Below are 23074 nucleotides of genomic sequence, written 5' to 3' on the forward strand. Positions count from 1 at the left end.
TAAATATATTGAGGCAACGGCTGGATCGCAGGGCCCTACCCCGGAAAATCCGGCAGGTTTGAAAAAGCCAATTTCAGCGCGTTGGACCAACCATCCGAAATGGTGCGGTAGTAAGGATCGTCATGGCCGATCCGCCGGTTCAGCCCCACCTTGAACGCATCCTGTTCCATGAACAGAAGATCGAGCGGCAGCCCGACCGAAAGGTTGGATTTCAGCGTCGAGTCGAAGGATACCAGCAGCAGCTTCACCGTCTCCGCCAGGCTCATTGTCCGGTCATAGGCACGGATGATGATCGGCTTGCCGTATTTCGTCTCGCCGATTTGGAAGAAGGGCGTGTCGTCGGTCGATTCGATGAAATTACCTTCCGGATAGATCATGAACAGCCTGGGTGGGCTGCCCTTGATCTGGCCGCCGAGGATGAAGGAAGCATTGAAATAGGAGTCCGCCTTCTCGCCGTCGGGCGACGCATGCGCGATCGCTTCCTTGACCGTATCGCCGACCAGCCGCACCGTCTGGTACATGGACGGCGTCTCGAGCAGCTTCCCATGGCGGTCGCCGACCGCCTTGTTGCGCTCGTCGAGCAGGCTGACGACGGCCTGCGTCGTGGCAAGGTTGCCCGCCGACATCAGCACGATGACGCGCTCGCCGGGTTTTTCCCACACATGCATCTTCTTGAAGGTCGATATCGAATCCATGCCGGCATTGGTGCGCGTGTCCGACATGAACACGAGGCCGCGATCGATCTTGAGGCCGACGCAATAGGTCATGGTCGCTCTTCTGCTAACGATTCCGGCGCAGATTACTGCTCTACCGTGACGGTCACGGCAAGCTTCTCTTGCGCCTGCCCCAGCAATATCCCCGACACCGGCGAGGCATCGCGATAGTCGCGTCCCGTCGCCACCCGCACATAGCGTTCGTCGGGAGAGATACCGTTCGCCGGGTCGAAGGCAACCCATCCGAGCCCGACGACATAGGCCTCGGCCCAGGCATGGCTTGCCGCCTGCTCGACGGCAGCATCCATCATCAGGTAGCCGCTGATATAGCGGGCGGGAAAACCAAGCGCGCCCGCCGCGGCGATGAAGATGTGGCTATGGTCCTGGCAGACGCCCGATTTCAACGCCAGCGCCTCCTCCGCCGGCGTCACGACGCTGGTGGTGCCCGGCCTGTAGGCGACGCGTTCGCCGATAGCGCCCATCAGCCGGTGCAGTCGCTCGATCTCGGTGCCCTGTCCGACCGCGCCGGCCAATTCGCGGATGCGCTCGCCGGCAGTGGTGAGCTGCGTCTGCTGTGCGAACAGCCAGAGCGGCGCAAAGCCCTGATGTGGGCCCGTCACGCCCGCCGTATCATGTGTGGTCACATCTCCGGCGGCCTCGACGGTGATCGAGTTCTGGCCGCTCTCGGCGCTCACCAGCCGCGTGTCGTTGCCGAAATGGTCGGTGAAGCGCACCTCCTCGCGAGCGCCCTCGACCTTGATCGCCCAAGAGTCGACGGTCTGCGTACGCCCGCTGGAAGGCAGCAGGCGCAGCCGCTGCAGCAGATACTGCACCGGCTGATCGTAGCGGTACTCGGTGCGATGGGTGATCTTGAGCCGCATAGCGCTCGCCCTCGGCTGTGCTCAATAGAACCGGTAGTCCTGGGCGATCTCGTCGCCCAGCCTGGTGTTGTCGCGAATGAACTCTGCCAGGAACTCGTGCAAGCCGTGGTCGAATATGTCCTTGATCGACCCTCTCTTGAGCAATGCCTGGATCTTCTCGGCCGTGGCATGGCAGGCATGGTGCTCACCATAGTCGTCGGCGAGGAATTTCAGATGCTCGCCGAGGAAGCGGTAGCAGAAGGTCAACGAGCGCGGCATGCGCACGTTGAGGATCAGATAGTCGGCGATGTTCGTCGGCTTGTAATCGGCTTCGTAAACCCAGCGATAGGAGCGGTGTGCCGACACCGAGCGCAGGATCGACTCCCATTGGTAGTTGTCCAGCGTCGAGCCGACCCAGGACAGCGAAGGCAACAGCACATAATATTTCACGTCGAGGATGCGCGCCGTGTTGTCGGCGCGCTCGACATAGGTGCCGAGTTGCGAGAAATCGAAAATCTCGTTGCGCAGCATCGTGCCGTAGAACGAACCGCGGATCAGCGCCGTCTCGCGCTTGATGGCATCGAGCACCGTCGGCAGGTCGCGTTCGTCGATCGGCCTCGCCAGCATGCGCTTCAGCGACATCCAGGCTTCGTTGATGCTTTCCCAGGTCTCGCGCGTCAGCGCCGTGCGCACCATGCGGGCATTGTTGCGCGCCGTCTCGATCGACGACATCGTGCTCGACGGGTTCGATGTGTCGCGCAGCAGGAAGTCGGAGACGTTGGCCGCGGTGTAGTCCTGGTACTTCCGGCTGAAGGTGATGTCCGAGCCGGCGCTGAGCAGCACCGAGTTCCATTCCTCCGAAGCGCTCTGCGTGCGCGTCAGCGCCATGCGCAATCCCGCGTCGACCAGGCGCGCCATGTTTTCGGCCCGCTCGATATAGCGGTTCATCCAGTAGAGACCGTTTGCGGTGCGGCCGAGAAGCATGTCAGGCCCTTCGGGTTAGCGAATAGGGAATAGGGAGTAGTGAGTAGTGAATTTTCGAACTTCGACCGAATGTGGCATTGCTCTTTCCCCTACTGACTATTCACTATTCACTAATCACTCATCTCAATCATCCAGCACCCAGGTGTCTTTCGTGCCGCCGCCTTGCGAAGAGTTCACCACCAATGAGCCTTGCTTCAGCGCGACACGCGTCAAGCCGCCCGGCACGATCTGGATGCGGTCGGACACCAGCACATAAGGCCTGAGATCGACATGGCGCGGCGACAGGCCCTTCTCGGTCAGGATCGGGCAGGTCGACAGCGCCAAGGTCGGCTGGGCGATGTAGTTCGAGGGCTTCGCCTGCAGCTTCTTGGCAAACTCCTGGCATTCCTTCTTGGTCGCCGCCGGGCCGACCAGCATGCCGTAGCCGCCGGAGCCGTGCACTTCCTTGATGACGAGTTCGCCGATGCGCTCGAGCACATATTTGAGGCTGTCCGGCTCCGAACAGCGCCAGGTCGGGATGTTGCCGAGGATCGCCTTGCGGCCGGTGTAGAACTCGACGATCTCCGGCATGTAGGAATAGATCGCCTTGTCGTCGGCGATGCCGGTTCCCGGCGCGTTGGCGATGGTGATGTTGCCTGCGCGGTAGACATCCATGATGCCGGGCACGCCGAGCGCGGAATCCGGCCGGAAGGTCAGCGGATCGAGGAAGTTGTCGTCGACGCGCCGGTAGAGCACGTCGATCTGCTTGTAGCCCTCGGTCGTGCGCATCGCCACATGGCCGTCGACGACGCGCAGATCCTGCCCTTCGACGAGTTGCACGCCCATCTGGTCGGCGAGGAAGGCGTGTTCGAAATAGGCCGAGTTGTAGGAGCCAGGCGTCAGCACCGCGATGGTCGGCGCGCCCTTGCTGCTTTGCGGCCGCACCGCGGCGAGCGACTGGCGCAAAAGCTGCGGGTAGTTCTCGACCGGCCGGACCTTGATCTTCTGGAACAGCTCCGGAAAGAGCTGCATCATCGTCTCGCGGTTCTCCAGCATGTAGGAGACGCCGGACGGCGTGCGGGCATTGTCCTCCAGCACATAGAACTCGTTCTCCGAGATGCGGACGATATCGACGCCGATGATGTGGGTATAGACGCCGGCCGGCGGCCTCACCCCGATCATCTCAGGCAGGAAGGCCTCATTCTTCGCGACAAGCTCCCTCGGCACGCGCCCGGCGCGCAAAATCTCCTGGCGATGGTAGATGTCGTCGAGAAAGGCGTTCAGCGCCTGCACGCGCTGTTCGATGCCTTGCGTCAGCCGGCGCCATTCCTGGCCGGAGAGGATGCGCGGGACGATGTCGAAAGGGATCAGCCGCTCGGAAGCTTCCTGCTCGCCATAGACGGCAAAGGTGATGCCGGTCTTGCGGAAGACGCGCTCGGCGTCCTGCATTTTCTGGGTAAGCCTGGCTGGGTCCTGCTCCTTCAGCCAGCGATCGTAAGCCTCATAAGGTCTTCTCAATCCGGAGACTTCCGGAAGCATTTCGTCGAACGCTGCCAATCACGTACTCCCCTCTGGACCATTTCACTGGCCTCGCCGGAGAAAATCAAGCGCAATCGGTGATTTAAGACGCGATGGCGGCCGCTCTATGCGAATTGCCTAAATTTAAGGCATGAACGGCAAGGCCGGATCAGTTGCTGCTTCCCGGCGGGGCATCGCCAGTCCGTCAAAACGCCCGGAAGGTCACGATCGTGAAGGTGTCCTTGATTCCAGGCAGAATCTGCACCCGCTCGTTGACGAAGTGGCCAACGTCTTCCTCGTCGTCGATATAGAATTTGGCGAGCAGGTCGTAATTGCCGGCGGTCGAGTAGATTTCGGAGGCGATCTCGGCATCGGCAAGCGCGCTGGCGACCTCATAGGACTTGCCCAGGTCGCACTTGATCTGCACGAAAAATGCCTTCATTGCCCGGTCCTGCCAGCCTGCTTCACGATTAAGCGGCCCTTGTGGCAGACTGCCGCCCGGCTTTCAAGCATCAGCCGGCGCGCGCCGTTCTTAACGACCGCCCAAGCAGGGCGCTCCGGCGTCGAAAGGGCGAAATCTTGCGAAGGGATGAAACCGCCGGGCATCGAAGCGCGTATGTTAGATTGCATTCGTCAAGCGAGTTCCGGGAGGCAGGCCATGCGCCGCGTATTGTTCGCACTAGCTCTTGTTCCGATGTGGATAGCCTCGCTTGCCTTTGCCGGCGATGACGAGATCAAGACCGCGCAGGCAGTCATCGACAGCCAGTTGAAAGCCTTCATCACCGATGACGGCGCCACGGCCTACAGCTTCGCCGCGCCGAACGTGAAACAGATCTTTCCGACCGTGGATACCTTCATGAACATGGTGACGAACGGCTACGCGCCGGTGCGCAAGCCGCGGTCCTATTCCTTCGGCAAGGTCGAGCAGACCGCGCCGGGTTCGATCGTCCAGCAGGTGCTGATCGTCGGGCCCGACGGCAAGGATTATGAGGCGGTCTATACGCTGCAGCAGCAGGCGGACGGCAGCTTCAAGATCACCGGCTGCAGCCTGCGGGCCTCGACTTCGGTCAGCACCTGAGCCCGCCTGGCATGATCGCTCAATCCCGGCGGCTATACAGTGTCCAGCCCAGGCCGGAGAGGCCCCAGAAAGTCGAGGCTGCGGCTCGTTCGTAGGCAAGCGCGCAATCGAAATCCACGCGCTCGGGCTGCTTTTGGGGATCGCCTTCGAGAATGAGCCACTCCGCGCGCCCGGCACAAATCTTGTCCTGGGTGACGAGCGATGCCTGGCGGCCCATGCGCATGGCGAAATAATCGACCACCATGCCGGTGCGGAAATCAGCGTTGGTGGCATATGTGGCGGCGCCGCTCTTTGTCACCTCGCCCACCATGTCGGAATAGGAACCGCGCCCATGCTCATAGAAACGGGCCAGCAACGCCGCGTTGCCGCCCGCTACAAGCATGAGCATCCCGGCGGCACAAAGCCTTCTCGTACCGCCGGCGTCGAAGCCGCGTCCGATCATGTCCCCGGCCCAAAGCAGCAACAAGGTTCCGCTGACGATGAAATAGCGCGGGAATTCAACATTCGGCAGATGCGCCACCGCCATCAATGCGGGCAGCCCGACGATGCCGATGGCATAGAGACTGGCCCGGCGATCGCGCGGGACGCCTGCATATGCCAGAACCAGGACGCAAACGATCGCGACGCATGTCCAGTCGCCGATCCAGTCCGGCAGGCCGAAAAGATAGCGGATCATTCCACCATAGCCGGCGGCGAACCTCTCAAGCGAGAAAGACGAAAACCCGCCGACATTGAAGCTGAACAATCGCGCGCCCACGAGTATTGCCGTGGCGAGCGGAAGCACGGCAAGGAAAGCAGGCAGGAAGGCCTGGATAACCTCCCGGTTGACGACAATCAGGCTGCGGCTGCGTCGCCAGCTTAGCCACATCGTCCAGGCCGCGAGCACCGCTACCGTTTCGGTCATCGTCAGATGGGAAAGGAAGCCAAGCAGAATTGCGACGGCAAAGGCGGCGCCGTAGAGACCACGCTTGTCGAACCAACGCTCCAGAAGAGCCACGGCAACGAGTGTGAACAGCACCAGGCCGGCATAGCCACGCGCCTCCGAGCCGTAGTGAACCATCGGGTAGCTCACTGCGAACAGGAGCCCCGACGCAACCATGGCCCAGCGTCCCCGCGATATCGCCGCGGCCACGATGACGGTGCATGCACCCAGCGTTATCGACAGGCCGCGCTGGACGAGTGGCGCGGCATCGGGGCCGACGACATACTGATATATCGAGTTGAGGAAGTGATTGTTGTCGTGGTTTATGCGCCAGAATATCTGGTCGACCGACGTCAGGGGCCTCAGCAGCGTGATGCTCCAGATCTCGTCATGCCAGAGATCGCCGCGCGCGCCGAGCAGGCGCAAGGTCAGGCCGGCAAGCACGACCCCCGAAATTACAAGTAATAGACTGTAGCTCCATCGCCGGGTCGCCGCCGATCCAGGCCGATCAACATTAGCAATTGCTACATTATCGTCAACGATCGACGCGTCTATTTTTACCAAAGTCGTGCCGCCCTTCGCCTCGATATGGCAAGGGATACTTACTCTTCATCTGATTTATGAAAAGTTTTCCGACGGCTTCTCTGATCAAAGGACCGGGATATCGCCTCTCGCCCAGCCTTCGGTGATCTCGGCGGCGCGCGCTTCAAAAGCCTGCGCCTCGATGGCCGCCCGGATGTCCTGCATCAGCCTCTGATAATAGGACAGGTTGTTCCAGGTGAGCAGCATGGCGCCGAGCGCTTCCTGCGAGCGCACCAGGTGATGCAGGTAGGCGCGCGAATAATCGCGCGCGGCCGGGCAGTCGCTTTCTTCGTCGAGCGGCCGCGGATCGTCGGCATGACGGGCGTTCCTGAGATTGACCTTGCCGCGGCGCGTGTAGGCAAGGCCGTGCCGGCCGGCACGCGTCGGCATCACGCAGTCGAACATGTCGATGCCGCGCGACACCGATTTCAGGATATCGTCCGGCGTGCCGACGCCCATCAGGTAGCGCGGTCTGTCGGCAGGCAGTTCCGGGCAGGTGATGTCGAGCATCTCCAGCATCACTTGCTGCGGCTCGCCGACCGCCAGCCCGCCGACGGCATAGCCTTTCAGGTCCATCGCCTTCAGCGCCTGAGCGGAGCGCACGCGCAAGGCCGCGCTGTCGCCGCCCTGGACGATACCGAACATCGCCTTGCCCGGCTGGTCGCCGAACGCCGTCTTGCAGCGCTCGGCCCAGCGCAGCGACAATTCCATCGCGCGCTCGATCTCCTTCGGCTTGGCCGGAAGTGCGGTGCATTCGTCGAGCTGCATCTGGATATCGGAATCGAGCAGTCCCTGGATCTCGATCGACCGTTCCGGCGACATTTCGTAAGGCGCGCCATCGATATGCGAGCGGAAGGTGACGCCCTGTTCGGTCAGCTTCCGGAGCTTCGACAGCGACATCACCTGGAAGCCGCCGCTGTCGGTCAGGATCGGATATGGCCAGCGGGCGAACTCATGCAGGCCGCCGAGCCGGGCCACACGCTCGGCGCCGGGGCGCAGCATCAGATGGTAGGTGTTGCCCAGGATGATGTCGGCGCCGACGCCACGCACCTGGTCCATATACATGGCCTTGACCGTGCCGCCGGTGCCGACCGGCATGAAGGCCGGTGTGCGGATCCCGCCGCGCGGCATCGAGACCAAGCCGCGCCTGGCCTTGCCGTCACCGGCAAGCACCTTGAAGGAAAAAGTCTCAGCCATTGAATTCCTTGTCGTGCACCGGCGCGCCGGGCGCCTGCTCGTCGAGCGACTGCCGGTAGCGGATGCAGCCGCGCATGAATTTCGGCCATGGCGGCACGGCGATCGACGGCTCGGTCCTTTCCGGCAAAAGGTCCCAGAGGTCGGGGTGATGCCAGCACAGATCATGCCCGGTCGTGTCGCGATGCGCGCGGATGCCGGCGCGCAGCTTCTTCACTTCCGCGATCAGGACATCGCGGTCCATGCCGTCGAGATCATCGTCCATCGCTCGTCTCCGCTCGGAAAAGCAGGCTGGCATCGCCGTAGGAGTAGAACCTGTAACGGTTCTCGATGGCATGCGCATAGGCCGAGCGCATCGTCTCCAGCCCGCTGAAGGCCGAGACCAGCATGAACAGCGTCGAGCGCGGCAGATGGAAATTGGTCATCAGCATGTCGACCGTGCGGAAGCGATAGCCGGGCGTGATGAAGATGTCGGTAGTCCCGGACCAGGGCTCGATTCTGCCGTCGCTGCGCGCAGCACTTTCCAAAAGCCGCAACGATGTCGTGCCGACGCAGACGATCCGCCCTCCCCGTGCCTTGGCCGCGTTGAGCGCCGCCGCCGTTTCCGGGCTCACCGAGCCGGTCTCGGCATGCATCTTGTGATCGGCCGTGTCGTCCGCTTTCACCGGCAGGAAGGTGCCGGCGCCGACATGCAGCGTGACGAAGCGGCGCTCGATGCCCTTGGCGTCCAGCGCGGTAAACAGCTCCGGCGTGAAATGCAGGCCGGCGGTGGGGGCAGCGACCGCGCCCTCTTCCCGGGCATAGATGGTCTGGTAGTCGGCGCGGTCGCGCTCGTCGTCGTCGCGCTTCGAGGCGATATAGGGCGGCAGCGGAATATGGCCGACGGCGTGCAGCGCCTCGTCGAGGAACGGCCCGGAAAGGTCGAAACCGAGCAGCGCCTCGCCCGCCTCGCCCTTTTCGAGCACCGTGGCGTCGAGCTGGCCGAGGAAGCAGGAATTACCGTCATGGCCGAAATGGATGCGGTCGCCCGCGGCAATGCGCTTGCCCGGCCGCATGAAGGCCTGCCAGCGGTCCGGCGCCACCCGCATGTGCAGCGTCGCCTCGACCTGCGCCACCGCCTCGCCGCGCTTGCGCATGCCCCTGAGCTGCGCCGGGATGACCTTGGTGTCGTTGAACACCAGCACGTCGCCTTCACGCAGCAGTGACGGCAATTCGCCGACAAGGCGGTCTTGCGGCGTCTCGCCCGTTTTGACGACCAGAAGCCTGGCGCTGTCACGCGGCTCAGCCGGGCGAAGCGCGATGCGCTCTTCCGGCAGGTCGAAGTCGAACAGGTCGACGCGCATCAGTAGAGCCGGATGAGCAGCGCCCCGGCAAGCAAGAGCACGGCGCCGGCGACGCGACCAAGCGAGATTTCGCGCACCGCCACGCCGAGGAAGCCGGCACGGTCGATCAGCATGCCGGCGATCAGCTGGCCGGCGACCAGGAAGGCCATCAGCGCCGCGGCGCCGATACGTGGCGTGAGGATCGTCGACAGCGTCACATAGAAGCCGCCGAGCATACCGCCGGCGACGAACAGCCATGGAGCCGGCGCCTTCCAGTCGAGCTCGATGCCCTGCAGCTTCACCACCGAGATGGAGATGATGCCAAGCACGATGGCGCCGGACAGGAAGGAGAACGCCGCGGCGGCCACCGGCAGTCCGAGGCCGCGCGCCAATTGCGAATTGATCGGCGCCTGGATGGCGATGAAGGCGCCGGACAGGATGCCGAGCAGGGACCAGACAGCGCCCATCATCGTTCCGCCCTTACTTGACGTCTGCCGCGACTTTGAGCGAGACGATCTTGTCGGGATCCTGCACAGGCTCGCCGCGCTTGATCTTGTCGACATTCTCCATGCCTTCGATGACCTGGCCCCACACCGTGTACTGGCGGTTGAGGAAGGCGGCATCGTCGAAGCAGATGAAGAACTGCGAATTCGCCGAATTCGGGTTCTGGGCTCTGGCCATCGAGCAGGCGCCGCGTCCGTGATTGGCGTTGGAGAATTCGGCCTTCAGGTCCGGCTTGTCGGAGCCGCCCATGCCCGCGCGCGACGGCGCATAGGTGGGCTTGCTCGAATTGCCGAACTTGACGTCGCCGGTCTGCGCCATGAAGCCGTCGATGACGCGGTGAAACACCACGCCGTCATAGGCGCCTTCGCGCGCCAGCTCCTTTATGCGGGCAACGTGGCCGGGCGCCAATTCAGGATACATTTCGATGACGACCTGTCCCTTGGTCGTTTCCAGGATGAGCGCGTTCTCGCGGTCCTTGATCTCAGCCATGTCACAAAATCCTTTTGAAGATGAGGAGGTTATTTGCCGTCGGCGGCGATGCGAACCTTGATCATGCGGTCGGGGTCGGTGACCGTTCCGTTGTCGGCCTCGTCGCCCTTCTTGATCTTGTCGACGAGGTCCATGCCGCCGACGACCTTGCCGACGATGGTGTACTGGCCGTCGAGGTTCGGCGCCGGCGCGAACATGACGAAGAATTGCGAGTTCGCCGAATTCGGATCCTGCGAGCGGGCCATGCCGATCACGCCGCGCGTGAACTGCTCGCTCTGCGAGAACTCGGCCGGCAGGTCGGGAAGATCGGAACCGCCGGTTCCGACGGCTTCGGGGTTGAAGCCCTTCTTCATATTGCCGAATTTGACATCGCCGGTCTGCGCCATGAAGCCGTCGATGACGCGATGGAAGGCGACGTTGTCATAGGCGCCGTCGCGCACCAGCTTCTTGATCTGCGCGACATGCTTGGGCGCCAGATCGGGACGCAACGCGATGGTCACATCGCCGTCCTTCAGTGTGATGATCATGGTGTTTTCCTTGTCGGCGGCGACGGCCGGCATGGATGCCGCGAAAAGGCCGGCAAGCACGACGAGGAACGAAGCGAGCTTCTTCAGCTGCATAGGAATCTCCGGGAAAGCCTATTTGGTGAACTTGGCGGTGAGCGCGCCGGCGACGGCGGCTGGCACGAAAGGATGGATGTCGCCGCCCATCGACGCAATCTGGCGCACAAGTGTGGCGGTAATGGTGCGCACGGACGGGCTGGCGGGCAGAAAAACCGTCTGCAACTCCGGCGCCATCGTCTCGTTCATGCCCGCCATCTGCATTTCGTAATCGAGATCGGTGCCGTCGCGCAGCCCCCGGATCATGATCGAGGCGCCGTGCTTTCGGGCCGCCTCGATGACCAGTCCGTCGAAGGAAACGACCTTGATGCGACCGCCGTCGCGGCCGAACTCGGCCTTGGTTGCCGCCTCGATCAACTCAACGCGTTCCTCGAAGGAAAATAACGGCTTCTTGCCCGGATGAATGCCAATCGCCGCGTACACGGTATCGGCCACCGCCAGCGACGCTTTCAGCACATCGAGATGGCCGTTGGTCAGCGGGTCGAAGGAGCCGGCATAAAGGGCGGTGCGTTCGGTCATGGCAGGCTTCTAGCGAGCCTCTCGAACAAAGGCAAATCCCATCGATTGCCCGGCCGTGAACCTTTTCGCGCCGATGAACGACAGATGAATGCGACGATCACGAACGTTTCACGCAGCGTTCACTAAGTTGCCGCTTCAAGGGATGAAACCAAATCCCCATCTCATCGTTGTAAGTGCAGGAGAACACGCAAATGCTGATCTACATGCTCGCCACTGCAATGACCATTGTGATGCTCATCGCCACCGCATTCGGGTTGCATCAGGAAGCAGCGCGGGTACGCGTCAAGGCCAACACCAAGCGGCTCGATGGTTTCGCCCATCGCAACGTTTACCGCCGCCATTGATCCGACCATGACCGGGCCGGCCAAAGGGCCGGTTAAGCCGAGCGAAGCTTATTCGCTTCCGCTCATATCGTCCGCGCCGGTCTCGCTCGAAAACACCTCCTCGACCTCATCGTCGCCCTGCGGCTCCGAAATCCGCTCCACCGACACGACCTTCTCGTCTTCGGCCGTGTTGAAGATCGTCACGCCTTTGGTGGCCCGGCTGGCGAAGCGTATGCCGTTGACCGGCACGCGGATGACAGTGCCGCCGTCCGAAACCAGCATGATCTGATCGTCATTGCCGACCGGGAAGGTCGCGACCAGGCGCCCGATCTCAGCTACCTTCGACACATCGGTGGCGCGGATGCCTTTGCCGCCACGGCCCGTCAGCCGGAAATCGTAGGAAGACGAGCGCTTGCCGTAGCCATACTCGGTCACCGTCAGCACAAGTTTTTCATGCGCCTTGAGGAACTCGTAGCGCTCTTCGGAAAGCTCGGCTTCCTCGCCGATTTCCTCATTGGTGAGCGCAATCTCTTCCTCCTCGGCCGCGCCGCCGGCGGCAAGCCGGCGCTCGGCCGCGGCACGCTTCAGGTAGGCGGCGCGCTCGGCGGGTGACGCATCGACATTCTCGATGATCGACATCGAGATGATGCGGTCCGTCTCGGCCATGGTTATGCCGCGCACGCCGACGGAATTGCGGCTCTGGAAGACACGCACATCGGAGACCGGGAAACGGATGCACTGGCCGGAATTCGCCGTCAGAAGCACATCGTCATTGTCGGTGCAGGTCTCGACGCCGAGGATCTCGTCGCCCTCTTCCTCCAGCTTCATGGCGATCTTGCCGTTGCGGTTGACCTGGACGAAGTCGGACAGCTTGTTGCGGCGCACGGTGCCACGCGTGGTCGCGAACATAACGTCGAGCTCGCCCCAACTGGTTTCGTCCTCCGGCAGCGGCATGATCGTCGTGATACGCTCGCCCTGCTCGAGCGGCAGCATGTTGATCAGCGCCTTGCCGCGCGATTGCGGGTTGCCGATCGGCAGCCGCCAGACCTTCTCCTTGTAGACGATGCCGCGCGAGGAGAAGAACAGCACCGGCGTGTGCGTGTTGGCGACGAACAGGCGGGTGACGAAATCCTCTTCCTTGGTCGACATGCCGGAGCGGCCTTTGCCGCCGCGGCGCTGCGCCCGGTAGAGCGAGAGCGGCACACGCTTGATGTAGCCGGAATGGCTGACGGTGACGACCATGTCCTCGCGCTGGATCAGGTCCTCGTCTTCCATATCCGAACCGCCGTCGGTCAGCTCGGTGCGGCGCGGTGTGCCGAACTCGTCACGGACCGCGATCAACTCATCCTTGACGATCTGCTGGATGCGCGCGCGCGACGACAAAATATCAAGGAAATCAACGATTTCAGCGCCGATCTGGTTCAATTCATCGGCGATCTCGTCGCGGCCGAGCGCGGTCAGGCGCTGCAGGCGCAGGTCAAGGATGGCGCGCGCCTGTTCCTCGGACAGATTATAGGTTCCATCCTCGTTGATGCGGTGGCGCGGATCGTCGATCAGTTGGATCAGCGGAGCGACGTCGTGTGACGGCCAGCGCCGCTCCATCAACTGCTCGCGCGCCGTCTGCGGATCCGGTGCGGTGCGGATCAGCTTGATCACCTCGTCGATATTGGCCACGGCGATCGCCAGGCCGACCAACACATGCGCCCGCTCGCGCGCTTTCCGCAGCAGGTATTTGGTGCGGCGGCTGACGACTTCCTCGCGGAAGCCGACAAAGGCCTTCAGCATGTCGATCAGCGTCAGCACTTCCGGCTTGCCGCCGTTGAGCGCCACCATATTGGCGCCGAACGAGGTCTGCAGCGGCGTGAAGCGGTAGAGCTGGTTGAGGACGACGTCGGCCACGGCGTCGCGCTTCAACTCCACGACGACGCGGTAGCCCTGGCGGTCACTCTCGTCGCGGATGTCGGAAATGCCCTCGATGCGCTTGTCGCGCACCAACTCGGCCATCTTCTCGATCATCGAGGCCTTGTTCACCTGATAAGGAATCTCGGTGACCACGATGGATTCGCGGTCATTGCCGCGCTGCTCGATCTCGACGCGACCGCGCATGACGATCGAGCCGCGGCCCGTCGAATAGGCATTGTAGATGCCCGAACGGCCAAGCACGATGCCGCCGGTCGGGAAATCCGGACCGGGCACGATCTCCATCAGCGCCGTCAGGTCGATTGCTGGATTGTCGATGAGAGCGATGGCGCCGTTGCAGACTTCGACGAGATTGTGCGGTGGAATGTTGGTGGCCATGCCGACGGCGATGCCGCCGGAGCCGTTGACCAGAAGGTTCGGGAAACGCGCCGGCAGCACCTTGGGCTCGCTGCCGGACGCATCGTAAGTATCCTGGAAATCGACGGTTTCCTTGTCGATGTCCTCCAACAGTTCATGCGCGACCTTGGTGAGCCTGGACTCGGTGTAGCGCATCGCCGCCGGCGGATCGCCGTCGATCGAGCCGAAATTGCCCTGACCGTCGATCAGCGGCACGCGCAGCGACCAGTCCTGCGCCATGCGCACCAAAGCATCATAGATCGAAGCGTCGCCATGCGGATGGTATTTGCCCATCACGTCGGCGACCGGCCGGGCCGACTTCACATATTTGCGATTCCAGTGGTAGCCGCTCTCATGCGAGGCATAGAGGATGCGGCGATGCACGGGCTTCAGGCCGTCGCGCACGTCGGGCAGCGCGCGGCTGACGATCACGCTCATGGCGTAATCGAGATAGGAGCGCTGCATCTCCTCGATGATTGAAATCGGCTCGATGCCGGTGGGGCCGCCGTCCGGCCCGCGCGGTGTCTTCTGGTCGGTCAAATCAGGTCACAATCCAGTCGGGAATCACTGCATGCTTATATAGGAAGCCTTGCCGAAACTCCAATGTCGGCCGGACTTTTCCAGAGACAATTTTGATGGTAATTTCAAATGGATACCGCTGATTGCGACGATATGGCCACAGTCGTTTTCGCCGTCATGCGGCAAGGTCGGCGATGGATCGGGCAAAAACCGCAAGCGCAATGAACCTGGCCTCATGGTTGCCTTTGCGGGCGCTGAGCGGCTGGAGTGTCAGAGACCTCAACGGCGATCTGGCGGCCGGCATCACGCTGGCCGCGATCGCCATTCCCGAGCAGATGGCGACGGCGCGCCTCGGCGGTTTCGCGCCGGAGATCGGTTTCCTTGCTTTCGTCGCCGGCTCGGTCGCCTTCGCGCTGTTCGGCGCGAACCGCCATTTGTCGGCCGGGGCGGATTCGACGATCACGCCGTTGTTTGCCGGCGGGCTGGCGCTGATCGCCACATCCGGCTCGCCGCATTATCTGGCACTGGCGGCCATGCTGGCGCTGATGGTGGGGCTGCTGGTGACGCTCAGCGGCGTTTTCCGTCTCGGCTGGATTGCCGATCTCCTGTCCGTGCCTGTCACGACCGGTTTCCTTGCCGGCATTTCCGTCCATATCATCGTCTCGCAACTGCCTTCTTTGCTCGGCCTGCCGGCGGAAAGCGGCGAGACGGTTCGACGCGTCGGTGAAATCGCTGCCAATCTTCATCTCACCAATCCATGGAGCCTTGCGCTCGGGCTCGGCGTGTTCACCCTCGTCTTCGTGTCGGAGCATATCAGCGCCCGGATCCCGGCGGCGTTGATCGGTATGGTTCTGGCGACGTTTGCAGTCATCGCCTTCGACTTGAAGAACCGGGGCGTCGAAGTGCTCGGCGCCTTGCCGAACGGGTTGCCGGCCGCAGGGATGCCAACCGCCGACTTCCAGGACGCGCAGGCGCTTGTCCCGCTCGCGCTGCTGATCGCCATCGTCGTCATGGTGCAGACCGCGACCACCAGCCGCTCCTTCGCGCCGCGGAACGGCGACGCGCCCGATATCAACCGCGACTTCGTCGGCGTCGGCGCGGGCAGCATCCTGGCTGGGCTGTTCGGCGCCTTTGCCGTGAACGCCAGCCCGCCGCGCACGGCCATCGTCGCCCAGACGGGAGGTCGTTCGCAGCTGTCGGGCCTGATCGCGGCGGCCATCGTGCTCGCGCTCGGCGTTTTCGGCGGTGGCCTGCTTGCCAACGTGCCGCAGGCCGCTTTGGCCGGGGTGCTGATGTTCGTGGCCCAGCACATCCTGCGCTGGCAGGTGTTCGCCAAGGTCTGGCGCCAGGCGAAAGTCGAGTTCGCGCTGATCCTGATCACCATGATCGCCATCGTCGTGCTGCCGATCGAAACCGGCGTCGCGATCGGCATCGGCCTGTCGCTGCTCTACGGCATCTGGGGCTCGACGCGCACGGAGCCGATCGCGCTGGCGCAGGTACCGGGAACCTCGGTCTGGTGGCCGCCGAGCGATTTCAGTGCCGGCGAGCAGCACCCGGGCGTGCTGGTGGCGGCGTTCCAGGCGCCGCTTTCCTTCGTCAACGCCGACCGTTTCAAGCGTGGCCTGAGCGACCTGATCGACGCCAGCGAGGGCGTGAAGCTGGTGGTGCTGGAAGCCAGCAACATCGTTGAGATCGACTACACCGCCGCCCAGGCGCTGATCGACACCATCCGCCATTGTCGCGACAAAGGCGCGGTCTTTGCTATCGCTCGCATGGAATCGCTGCGCGCCCAGGCGGCGCTCAAGCGCTTCGGCATCGCCGAAATTGTCGGCACGCAACGGATCTTCCACAGCGTCGATGCGGCGATCAAATCACTTGGTCCGGGGGAAACCGCAGCGGCAAGAACAGGATGACGCGCCATGATCGACCCCCGCGAACCCATTGTGACCCCGGTCCCAGTCGAGGAACTGAGGCCGACCCAGATCACGGTCGGCATGAGGGAAGTCGCGTTGAAGCGCCAGATGATCCGGGCGCAGGACGCCAAGAAGAAGACCGGTGCTTTTCTCGGCAGGCACATGGTGCCGGTCGTGCTGGGCCCCAAGAACCGAAACTACGTCACCGATCATCATCATCTCGCCCGCGCCCTGCTCGAGGAAGGCGTCAAGGACGTGCTGGTGACCGTGATCAGCGACCTGTCCGCGCTCGACAAGGACGCGTTTCTCTTCGTGCTCGACAATCGCGGCTGGATGCACCCGTTCGACGAGAACGGCCGGCGCCGCGACTACGCGGCGATCCCAAAGACGATCGGCGAGCTGGTCGACGATCCTTACCGGAGCGTGGCGGGCGAACTGCGCCGTCTCGGCGGCTTTGCCAAGGACACGACGCCGTTCAGCGAATTCATCTGGGCGGATTTCCTGCGCCGGCGTATTGACCGCGATGCGGTTGCGAAGAACTTCGACAAGGCGATGAAGGATGCCTTGGCGCTCGCCAGGAGCAAGGACGCGGACTATCTGCCTGGCTGGTGCGGCCCGACATCGTATTGACGGCGTATCCGACCGACGCGGATTTTGCTAGCCAATGCGGCGGGCGCGATAGGCGCCGGGAGCTTCCCCCATCTCGCGCCGGAACCGGCGGTTGAAGGTCGACAGATCGTTGAAACCGGCGTCGAAAGCGATCGTCGAGATCGCGGCATTTGACGTGCGCAATTGCACCGCGGCGCGGTGCAGCCTCGTCCTCAGCAGGAACTGGTAGGGCGTCATGCCGGCGACGTGCCGGAACGTGCGCAGGAAATGAAACGGGCTGGTCGCCGTGCCGTCGGCGAGCTCGGTCAGCGACAATGGTCGTTCGGCGTTGAGTTCGATCAAGCGCACCGCCTCCGCAACGCGTTTCTGGTCGCGCCGGCTGGGCGTCCGGGCAGTCGTGGAAGACCCGGTCGCGGCTGCGGCGACCGCGCCGGCCATGCGCAGGGCGAGCTCTTCGAATGCGTCGCCGGTGCACGTTTCCCGTGCCGCTTCCGCCTCGGCCAACAAAGGCGCCAGCGCCGGCAAGGGCGGCAGGCGCGGATCGGCGAAGCCCAGTTGCTTCGCGCCCGGCAGTTCGGCCACGACGCGCTCCAGATAGGCCGGCGAGAAATGGAAGGAGAGGCAGCGGTCGCCGGCGCCGTGCTCATGCCCGCATTCGTAGCAGGCGCCGGGGTTGCCGAGCAGGATGGCGCCCGGCGCCAGCATTGCCGTGCCCTGGCTCGTGCGATAGCGGAACGTGCCCCTGGTCACCGCGGCGACGCAGAAGCTCGGATGCTCTTCCTCGAACGGCCTGTCGCCGGCGACTGCCGTGCAGATCACGTCGGACACCTGCCAGCCATGTCCGCAAGCCAGAGTTTTCTGCGCTGTGGTCATGGCTGAAGGATAGCAATTTTTCCCAAGCGAAGAACCCAGCCGTGCCGCTATTGCTCGGCCTCTCCTGACAAACGAGGCAGCAACAATGACCGATCCCTTTGCCGAGGCCCTGCACAGCGACGGCCCCACCCCGGATCTCGCCGAAAAGCTGAAGCTCTATGGCCGCTTCATCGGCGCCTGGACCTTCGACGCTACGCGCATTCTCGAGGATGGCACCAGGCTGACAGGGCGCGGCGAGGTGCATTTCGGCTGGGTTCTCGAAGGCAGGGCCGTGCAGGACGTCTGGATCCTGCCTGCGCGCGACGCCGGCCCCTCCCCGTCGCTCGGGCCATGGACCTTCTACGGCACGACGTTGCGCGTCTACGATCCCGGTGCCGACGCCTGGCACATCTTCTGGAGCGATCCGCGCAACCAGTATTACAGCCGGCAGCTCGGCCGCGCCGAGGACGACACCATTATCCAGGTCGGCGCCGACGGCACCGGCGCGTCGGTGCGCTGGAGCTTTTCGCGCATCACCGGGAACTCGTTTCGCTGGCTCGGCGAACGCTCGCGTGACCACGGCTTGACCTGGCGCATGGAGGTAGAATTCCTGGCCCGCCGCATGACTCCCGCCTGAGCGATCAACCAATTGTAATCATGGAGGAACAATGCTTGACCATGTCTCGATCGGTGTCCGCGACGCCGGCGCTTCGAAACGCTTCTACGACGCCGCGCTCGAGCCGCTCGGCTATTCCTGTCTCAGCCAGTCGCCCGGCTCCCTCGGTTACGGCGCCCAAACAGTCCAGCTTTGGGTGAACGACGCCGAACGGCCGGTACCGGCCGAAGCGGAGTCTGGCTTGCATTTCTGTTTCTCGGCGTCGACGCGCGCCAGCGTCGACGCCTTTCACGCCGCGGCATTGCATGAAGGCGGCAAGGACGACGGCGCGCCCGGGCTTCGGGCGGCCTATGGGGACAACTACTACGCCGCCTTCGTTATCGACCCGGACGGCTACCGCCTGGAAGCCTTTTGCGGCAGGCCCGAATAGCCGGCTGTTTTCCCCTTCCGCGCTGTTTCCAGCGCCCTGGCTTTGCTCTACCAATTGAAAGCTCGGGCTTCGCCCGGTGGGAGGGGACCAGCGATGCCGAGCTTCGACAGCCTGTTCAACGCCTTCGTCACCATCCTGGTGACCATCGACCCGCCTGGGCTGGCGCCGCTCTTTCTTGCCGTGACACGCGGCATGAACCGCGAGGAGCGTCAGCAGGTCTCGGTCCGCGCCTCGGTCATCGGCTTTCTGGTGATGGCGCTGTTTGCCGTCGCTGGCGCCTCGATCCTGTCGGTGTTCGGCATCACACTGCCGGCCTTCCGCGTCGCCGGCGGTTTTCTCTTGTTCTTCATCGCCTTCGAGATGGTTTTCGAGCGCCGCCAGGACCGCAAGGAGAAGATCGGCGACGTCGCCATCACCAAGGACATGATCCACAACATCGCCGCCTTCCCACTGGCGATCCCGCTGATCGCCGGGCCGGGCGCGATTTCGGCGACGGTGCTCCTGTCGGGATCCTTCCAGGGTTTTGGCGCGCAGGCAGCGCTGGTCGGCATCATAGCGATCTGCCTGGTGATCACGTTTCTGGTGTTCGTGCTGTCGGAACGCATCGACCGCATCCTCGGCCAGACCGGCCGCTCGATCCTGACCAGGCTCCTGGGCGTGATCCTCGCGGCGCTCGCCGTACAGTTCGTGGCCGACGGTGTGAGGGCGCTGATGGCCGCTTAGTTCATCGGCCGCGAGCAACTTACCCTACTGCCCTACTGCCCTACTGCCCTACTGCCGCCGTTTCGACCACTTCAAAATCATGCGTGATGGTCGCCGTCTTCGCCATCATGGCGCTGGCCGAGCAGTATTTCTCGATCGACAGATCGATCGCGCGTTTCACCTTGTCGTGCGACAGGGCACGGCCCTTGACGATGAAATGCATGTGGATGCGCGTGAACACTTTTGGATCAGCTTCGGCCCGGTCGGCGTCGAGCTCGACCACGCAATCCTCGACCGCCTCCCGGCCTTTTTCAAGGATGTGGACGACGTCATAGGCCGAGCAGCCGCCGGTACCGATCAGCACCAGTTCCATCGGGCTCGGTCCGGGTGTCCGGCCTTCCGGCCCGTTCGCCGTGCCCAGCACGACCTTGTGGCCGCTGCCGGATTCGCCGACGAAGGTGCGTTCCTCGACCCATTTGACGCGTGCTTTCACGTTGATCTTCCTTACGAGGTTCCTGCCGCCCTATTGTCCGAACACGACGGCATGCATGATCCGGCCGGGCAGCAGCGTGAAGATGCCGGCGCCGACCAGCGCGAACAGATAGAGCTTGATCATGGCGCCGCGATGCGCGGCTACCTTATGCGTGTGCGCATACGAAGGCGCCAGCGGCACGGTGACCAGCACCAGGATCGACAACAGATGGATCGGGCTGAACGGACCGACGAACCGGATTTGCTGGATCCAGAAACTGGATATGGTGATGGCCAGCATCAGCGTCACCCAGGCATAACCCATCACCCGGTGCCGCGTATTGCCCTTGGGCAGCGCCAGCTGGGCGCCGCCCACAGCGAGCGCGGCGAAGGCCGCTAATGCATGCCATGGAATGGGAGGAGGCGCCGACAGAAGCGGTCCGAGCGACATCGCGCCTTCCCTTCAGACGACCATTTCGAGACGCTTAGAACGGGATCTCGTCGTCCAGCTCGCGCGACGAGCCGCCGCCACCGCCGCCCCTGGAACCGCCACCGCCGCCACGGCCTTCATTCGGACCGGACTGGCCGAAATCCGAGCCACGGCTGCTGCCGCCGCCGGAATAGTTGCCGACCTGGCCGCCGCCGCCCTCGCCGCGCGCGTCGAGCATTTGCAACTCGCCCCGGAATTTCTGCAGCACGACCTCGGTCGTGTATTTGTCGGCACCGGTCTGGTCTTGCCATTTGCGGGTTTGCAGCTGGCCCTCGACATAGACCTTCATGCCCTTCTTCAGATACTGCTCGGCCACCTTGGCGAGCTGGTCGTTGAAAATGACGACGTTATGCCACTCGGTCTTTTCCTTACGCTCGCCCGAGTTCTTGTCGCGCCAGCTTTCCGACGTGGCGATGCGAATGTTGACGACCGGATCACCGGAATTCAGGCGGCGGATTTCAGGATCCGCTCCGAGATTGCCGACCAGAATGACCTTGTTGACGCTACCCGCCATCTTACTTCTCCGCGCTCATCCGAAACAAATTTTAAGTCGCTCACCTTACAGCTTGCGGGTCGCCGCCGCCCGCACAGGCTGGCTTTTCCCACAAGGTTTTTGTTCTCTTTTCGTTCTAGTCATGGCCGCAGCCTCTGTCAAGGAATGTCAGCAACAGGTAGTATTCCTGCGCAGGAAACAAGGGGGACATCGGAATGAACATTGTTTCGCATGAGGACCAGCCGCGCGAAACGTGGCGAGCCGGAGTCGAAACCCGCCTGCATGTTGCCGCCGTCAATGGCGCGACCGGCCTTTGTATATTCGAGCAGTGGGTCGGATCAGGTACCGGCGCGCCGACGCACGCGCACACGGCCGAGGAAGTGCTGACGGTGATTGCCGGCGAAGCCGAAATGTGGATCGACGACCGACGCGCCGTGCTCACGGCCGGGCACTCGCTGATCATTCCCGCGCACTGCAAACATGGCTTTCAAAACGTCGGTTCCGGCACGCTTCACATCCAAGCCGTGCTCGCATCGCCGGTGTTCGAGGCAAGCTTCGACGGAGCCGCGGCGCCGGTGAGACGCTGGACATCTTAAAACAACACTTGCCAAATCAATAAGTATCGGCTTATGCTTTTGTCATGATCGAAGCAGAGATTTTCCGCGCTCTGGCCGACCCGACGCGACGCACCGTCTACGAGCAGCTGACCGCCGGCGAGATGAGCGTGAGCGAACTGCGGGCCGGCATGAGCGTGTCGCAGCCCGCGGTCTCCCAGCACCTTGCCGTGCTGCGCGCCGCCGGCCTGGTGGTCGAGCGGCGCGCCGGCCGCAACGCCTATTATCGCGCCGACCCGCAAGGGCTCGACCCGCTGCTCGGCTGGATCGAACGCTACCGCGCCTTCTGGCCGGAACGCATCGAGAAGTTGAAGACCGTTCTGAAGGAAATGGACCAATGACGGCTATAAAACACCCGACAGCGGCCAAGGCGCCGCTCAGCTTCGAATGCGACCTCCCCGAGCCGCCGGAAAAAGTCTGGCGGGCACTGACCGAGCCGGAGCTGCTCGCCGCCTGGATGATGCCGAACGACATGAAGGCCGAAGCCGGCAGCCGCTTCGCCTTTGCCGGCCCGGATGCGCCGATCGAATGCGAGGTGCTCGAGGCCGAGCCCGGCAGGCTGCTGCGCTATTCCTGGCGCGAGCGGCCTGGCGCGGACGATGGCGAACTCCCGGCCTTCGACAGCATCGTCACCTTCACGCTGGCGCGCACCGCTTCCGGCGGCACGCATCTCAGCATCGTCCATGACGGCTTCGCGCGGGCAGCGCAGCCTCTCATCGCCATCTCGGGCGCCGGCTGCGGGCTTTCGCTCGATGCGCGCAAAAATCCAATCGCCGCCAATGCGCCCTGCATGATGCTGCGCGCGGCCTGATCAGATCGAGGAGAAAGCGATGAGCATTGCCAATCTGGTGCCGATGGTGATCGAGCAGTCGAGCCGCGGCGAACGCGCCTTCGACATATTTTCGCGGCTGCTGCGCGAGCGCATCGTCTTCATCAACGGGGAAATCAACGACAGCGTCTCGGCGCTGGTCTGCGCGCAGCTTCTGTCGCTGGAATCCGATCATCCCGATAAGGAGATCTCGATCTACATCAACTCGCCCGGCGGCATGGTGACCAGCGGCTTCGCCATCTACGACACCATGCAATACATTTCCTGCCCGGTGTCGACGGTGTGCATGGGTTTTGCCGCTTCGATGGGCTCCTTCCTTTTGATGGCCGGCAACCCGGGACGGCGCATCGCGCTGCCCAACACCCGCATCGTGCTGCATCAGCCGCTTGGCGGCTTCCAGGGCCAGGCTTCCGACATCCAGCGCCATGCCGAGGACATCGTGCGCACCAAGCAGCACATGACCGAGCTCTACGCCAAGCATTGCGGCCGGACCTATGAGGAGGTCGAGCGCACCCTCGACCGCGACTATTTCATGAGCGCCGCGGAAGCCAAGGACTGGGGTCTCGTCGACCACGTCTACGACACACGCAAGAAAGCTGCCTGATATCGCAGG

General features: G+C 63.2%; 29 protein-coding genes. 11 read left to right on the forward strand and 18 right to left on the reverse strand.

Features of this window, described 5'->3' with window-relative positions; translation table 11 throughout:
- Window positions 1-35: 35 nt before the first annotated feature.
- The 5 genes from FJ957_RS07515 to FJ957_RS07535 all read right to left on the reverse strand — a co-directional run bounded on the left by FJ957_RS07515 (window position 36) and on the right by FJ957_RS07535 (window position 4496).
- Window positions 36-767: a peptidase gene (locus FJ957_RS07515; RefSeq protein WP_140782840.1), complete on the reverse strand. Its 732-nt coding sequence runs from the start codon at window positions 765-767 to the stop codon at window positions 36-38.
- 32 nt (window positions 768-799) lie between these two features.
- Window positions 800-1594 carry a transglutaminase family protein gene (locus FJ957_RS07520; RefSeq protein ID WP_140782841.1) on the reverse strand — a complete coding sequence of 265 codons (795 nt, stop codon included), beginning with the start codon at window positions 1592-1594 and terminating at the stop codon, window positions 800-802.
- Between the two features lie 21 nt (window positions 1595-1615).
- The gene (locus FJ957_RS07525) at window positions 1616-2557 is read right to left on the reverse strand and encodes an alpha-E domain-containing protein (RefSeq protein WP_140830129.1); all 942 of its coding nucleotides are present in this window, start codon (window positions 2555-2557) and stop codon (window positions 1616-1618) included.
- 123 nt (window positions 2558-2680) lie between these two features.
- On the reverse strand, window positions 2681-4093 hold the full coding sequence (locus FJ957_RS07530; RefSeq protein WP_181177361.1) for a circularly permuted type 2 ATP-grasp protein: 1413 nt from the start codon (window positions 4091-4093) through the stop codon (window positions 2681-2683).
- A gap of 166 nt (window positions 4094-4259) precedes the next feature.
- The gene (locus FJ957_RS07535) at window positions 4260-4496 is read right to left on the reverse strand and encodes an Lrp/AsnC family transcriptional regulator (RefSeq protein WP_040995065.1); all 237 of its coding nucleotides are present in this window, start codon (window positions 4494-4496) and stop codon (window positions 4260-4262) included.
- A gap of 216 nt (window positions 4497-4712) precedes the next feature.
- Here FJ957_RS07535 and FJ957_RS07540 point away from each other — a divergent pair, with 216 nt between their 5' ends.
- Complete coding sequence (locus tag FJ957_RS07540) at window positions 4713-5132, forward strand: DUF4864 domain-containing protein (protein WP_140830131.1); 420 nt, start codon at window positions 4713-4715, stop codon at window positions 5130-5132.
- Window positions 5133-5151: 19 nt separating this feature from the next.
- Here FJ957_RS07540 and FJ957_RS07545 read toward each other — a convergent pair whose 3' ends face one another.
- The 8 genes from FJ957_RS07545 to coaD all read right to left on the reverse strand — a co-directional run bounded on the left by FJ957_RS07545 (window position 5152) and on the right by coaD (window position 11284).
- The gene (locus tag FJ957_RS07545) at window positions 5152-6498 is read right to left on the reverse strand and encodes a hypothetical protein (RefSeq protein WP_140830133.1); all 1347 of its coding nucleotides are present in this window, start codon (window positions 6496-6498) and stop codon (window positions 5152-5154) included.
- Window positions 6499-6702: 204 nt separating this feature from the next.
- Entirely contained in the window at window positions 6703-7833 is a 1131-nt protein-coding gene (tgt, locus tag FJ957_RS07550; protein ID WP_140830135.1) for a tRNA guanosine(34) transglycosylase Tgt, read from the reverse strand.
- Complete coding sequence (locus tag FJ957_RS07555) at window positions 7826-8095, reverse strand: hypothetical protein (RefSeq protein ID WP_140830137.1); 270 nt, start codon at window positions 8093-8095, stop codon at window positions 7826-7828. The genes tgt and FJ957_RS07555 overlap by 8 nt, the downstream gene beginning before the upstream one ends.
- Window positions 8085-9173: a tRNA preQ1(34) S-adenosylmethionine ribosyltransferase-isomerase QueA gene (gene queA / locus FJ957_RS07560; RefSeq protein ID WP_140830139.1), complete on the reverse strand. Its 1089-nt coding sequence runs from the start codon at window positions 9171-9173 to the stop codon at window positions 8085-8087. The genes FJ957_RS07555 and queA overlap by 11 nt, the downstream gene beginning before the upstream one ends.
- The gene (locus tag FJ957_RS07565; RefSeq protein ID WP_140830141.1) at window positions 9173-9622 is read right to left on the reverse strand and encodes a DMT family transporter; all 450 of its coding nucleotides are present in this window, start codon (window positions 9620-9622) and stop codon (window positions 9173-9175) included. Before FJ957_RS07565 ends, queA begins: the two co-directional genes overlap by 1 nt.
- Before the next feature lie 10 nt (window positions 9623-9632).
- Window positions 9633-10145, reverse strand: coding sequence for a peptidylprolyl isomerase (locus FJ957_RS07570; RefSeq protein WP_140653014.1), 513 nt, complete (start codon window positions 10143-10145; stop codon window positions 9633-9635).
- A gap of 29 nt (window positions 10146-10174) precedes the next feature.
- The gene (locus FJ957_RS07575; protein WP_246685798.1) at window positions 10175-10705 is read right to left on the reverse strand and encodes a peptidylprolyl isomerase; all 531 of its coding nucleotides are present in this window, start codon (window positions 10703-10705) and stop codon (window positions 10175-10177) included.
- A gap of 78 nt (window positions 10706-10783) precedes the next feature.
- The gene (gene coaD, locus FJ957_RS07580) at window positions 10784-11284 is read right to left on the reverse strand and encodes a pantetheine-phosphate adenylyltransferase (RefSeq protein WP_140830145.1); all 501 of its coding nucleotides are present in this window, start codon (window positions 11282-11284) and stop codon (window positions 10784-10786) included.
- 191 nt (window positions 11285-11475) lie between these two features.
- On the opposite strand from coaD, the gene FJ957_RS07585 reads away from it, so the two are divergent.
- Entirely contained in the window at window positions 11476-11628 is a 153-nt protein-coding gene (locus FJ957_RS07585) for a hypothetical protein (RefSeq protein ID WP_095765297.1), read from the forward strand.
- A gap of 48 nt (window positions 11629-11676) precedes the next feature.
- On the opposite strand, the gene gyrA is transcribed toward FJ957_RS07585, so the two are convergent.
- Window positions 11677-14463 carry a DNA gyrase subunit A gene (gyrA, locus tag FJ957_RS07590; RefSeq protein WP_140830147.1) on the reverse strand — a complete coding sequence of 929 codons (2787 nt, stop codon included), beginning with the start codon at window positions 14461-14463 and terminating at the stop codon, window positions 11677-11679.
- Window positions 14464-14663: 200 nt separating this feature from the next.
- Between gyrA and FJ957_RS07595 the strand changes: the two genes are divergently transcribed.
- Window positions 14664-16355: a SulP family inorganic anion transporter gene (locus tag FJ957_RS07595; protein ID WP_140830150.1), complete on the forward strand. Its 1692-nt coding sequence runs from the start codon at window positions 14664-14666 to the stop codon at window positions 16353-16355.
- A gap of 6 nt (window positions 16356-16361) precedes the next feature.
- On the forward strand, window positions 16362-16985 hold the full coding sequence (locus tag FJ957_RS07600) for a ParB-like protein (RefSeq protein WP_140830152.1): 624 nt from the start codon (window positions 16362-16364) through the stop codon (window positions 16983-16985).
- 27 nt (window positions 16986-17012) lie between these two features.
- On the opposite strand, the gene FJ957_RS07605 is transcribed toward FJ957_RS07600, so the two are convergent.
- On the reverse strand, window positions 17013-17837 hold the full coding sequence (locus FJ957_RS07605) for an AraC family transcriptional regulator (RefSeq protein WP_140830154.1): 825 nt from the start codon (window positions 17835-17837) through the stop codon (window positions 17013-17015).
- An 85-nt stretch (window positions 17838-17922) separates the two neighbouring features.
- On the opposite strand from FJ957_RS07605, the gene FJ957_RS07610 reads away from it, so the two are divergent.
- The 3 genes from FJ957_RS07610 to FJ957_RS07620 all read left to right on the forward strand — a co-directional run bounded on the left by FJ957_RS07610 (window position 17923) and on the right by FJ957_RS07620 (window position 19585).
- Window positions 17923-18453: a hypothetical protein gene (locus FJ957_RS07610; protein WP_140830156.1), complete on the forward strand. Its 531-nt coding sequence runs from the start codon at window positions 17923-17925 to the stop codon at window positions 18451-18453.
- 31 nt (window positions 18454-18484) lie between these two features.
- A complete protein-coding gene (locus FJ957_RS07615) occupies window positions 18485-18862 on the forward strand; it encodes a VOC family protein (RefSeq protein WP_140830158.1) in 378 nt (125 codons plus the stop codon).
- A 93-nt stretch (window positions 18863-18955) separates the two neighbouring features.
- Window positions 18956-19585: a MarC family protein gene (locus FJ957_RS07620; RefSeq protein ID WP_140830160.1), complete on the forward strand. Its 630-nt coding sequence runs from the start codon at window positions 18956-18958 to the stop codon at window positions 19583-19585.
- A 40-nt stretch (window positions 19586-19625) separates the two neighbouring features.
- Here the strand turns inward: FJ957_RS07620 and FJ957_RS07625 are convergent, their stop codons facing one another.
- Genes FJ957_RS07625 through FJ957_RS07635 form a run of 3 tightly spaced genes read right to left on the reverse strand, consistent with a single transcriptional unit; the run spans window position 19626 to window position 21039 of the window.
- Window positions 19626-20057: an OsmC family protein gene (locus FJ957_RS07625; RefSeq protein WP_140830162.1), complete on the reverse strand. Its 432-nt coding sequence runs from the start codon at window positions 20055-20057 to the stop codon at window positions 19626-19628.
- Window positions 20058-20087: 30 nt separating this feature from the next.
- A complete protein-coding gene (locus FJ957_RS07630) occupies window positions 20088-20486 on the reverse strand; it encodes a DUF2306 domain-containing protein (protein WP_140830164.1) in 399 nt (132 codons plus the stop codon).
- A 34-nt stretch (window positions 20487-20520) separates the two neighbouring features.
- Window positions 20521-21039 (reverse strand): single-stranded DNA-binding protein, encoded by a 519-nt coding sequence (locus tag FJ957_RS07635; RefSeq protein ID WP_140642880.1) that lies wholly within the window; start codon window positions 21037-21039, stop codon window positions 20521-20523.
- Between the two features lie 194 nt (window positions 21040-21233).
- Here FJ957_RS07635 and FJ957_RS07640 point away from each other — a divergent pair, with 194 nt between their 5' ends.
- The 4 genes from FJ957_RS07640 to FJ957_RS07655 are packed head-to-tail and all read left to right on the forward strand — an operon-like array spanning window position 21234 to window position 23065.
- Window positions 21234-21614, forward strand: a complete 381-nt coding sequence (locus FJ957_RS07640) for a cupin domain-containing protein (protein WP_140830166.1) — start codon at window positions 21234-21236, stop codon at window positions 21612-21614.
- A gap of 44 nt (window positions 21615-21658) precedes the next feature.
- Window positions 21659-21973, forward strand: coding sequence for a metalloregulator ArsR/SmtB family transcription factor (locus FJ957_RS07645; RefSeq protein WP_140830169.1), 315 nt, complete (start codon window positions 21659-21661; stop codon window positions 21971-21973).
- The gene (locus tag FJ957_RS07650) at window positions 21970-22443 is read left to right on the forward strand and encodes an SRPBCC domain-containing protein (protein ID WP_140830171.1); all 474 of its coding nucleotides are present in this window, start codon (window positions 21970-21972) and stop codon (window positions 22441-22443) included. Before FJ957_RS07645 ends, FJ957_RS07650 begins: the two co-directional genes overlap by 4 nt.
- A 19-nt stretch (window positions 22444-22462) precedes the next feature.
- Window positions 22463-23065: an ATP-dependent Clp protease proteolytic subunit gene (locus FJ957_RS07655; protein ID WP_140642887.1), complete on the forward strand. Its 603-nt coding sequence runs from the start codon at window positions 22463-22465 to the stop codon at window positions 23063-23065.
- Window positions 23066-23074 lie beyond the last annotated feature (9 nt).

It is taken from the genome of Mesorhizobium sp. B2-4-6 (genome assembly GCF_006442775.1).
Classification (GTDB): Bacteria; Pseudomonadota; Alphaproteobacteria; order Rhizobiales; family Rhizobiaceae; genus Mesorhizobium.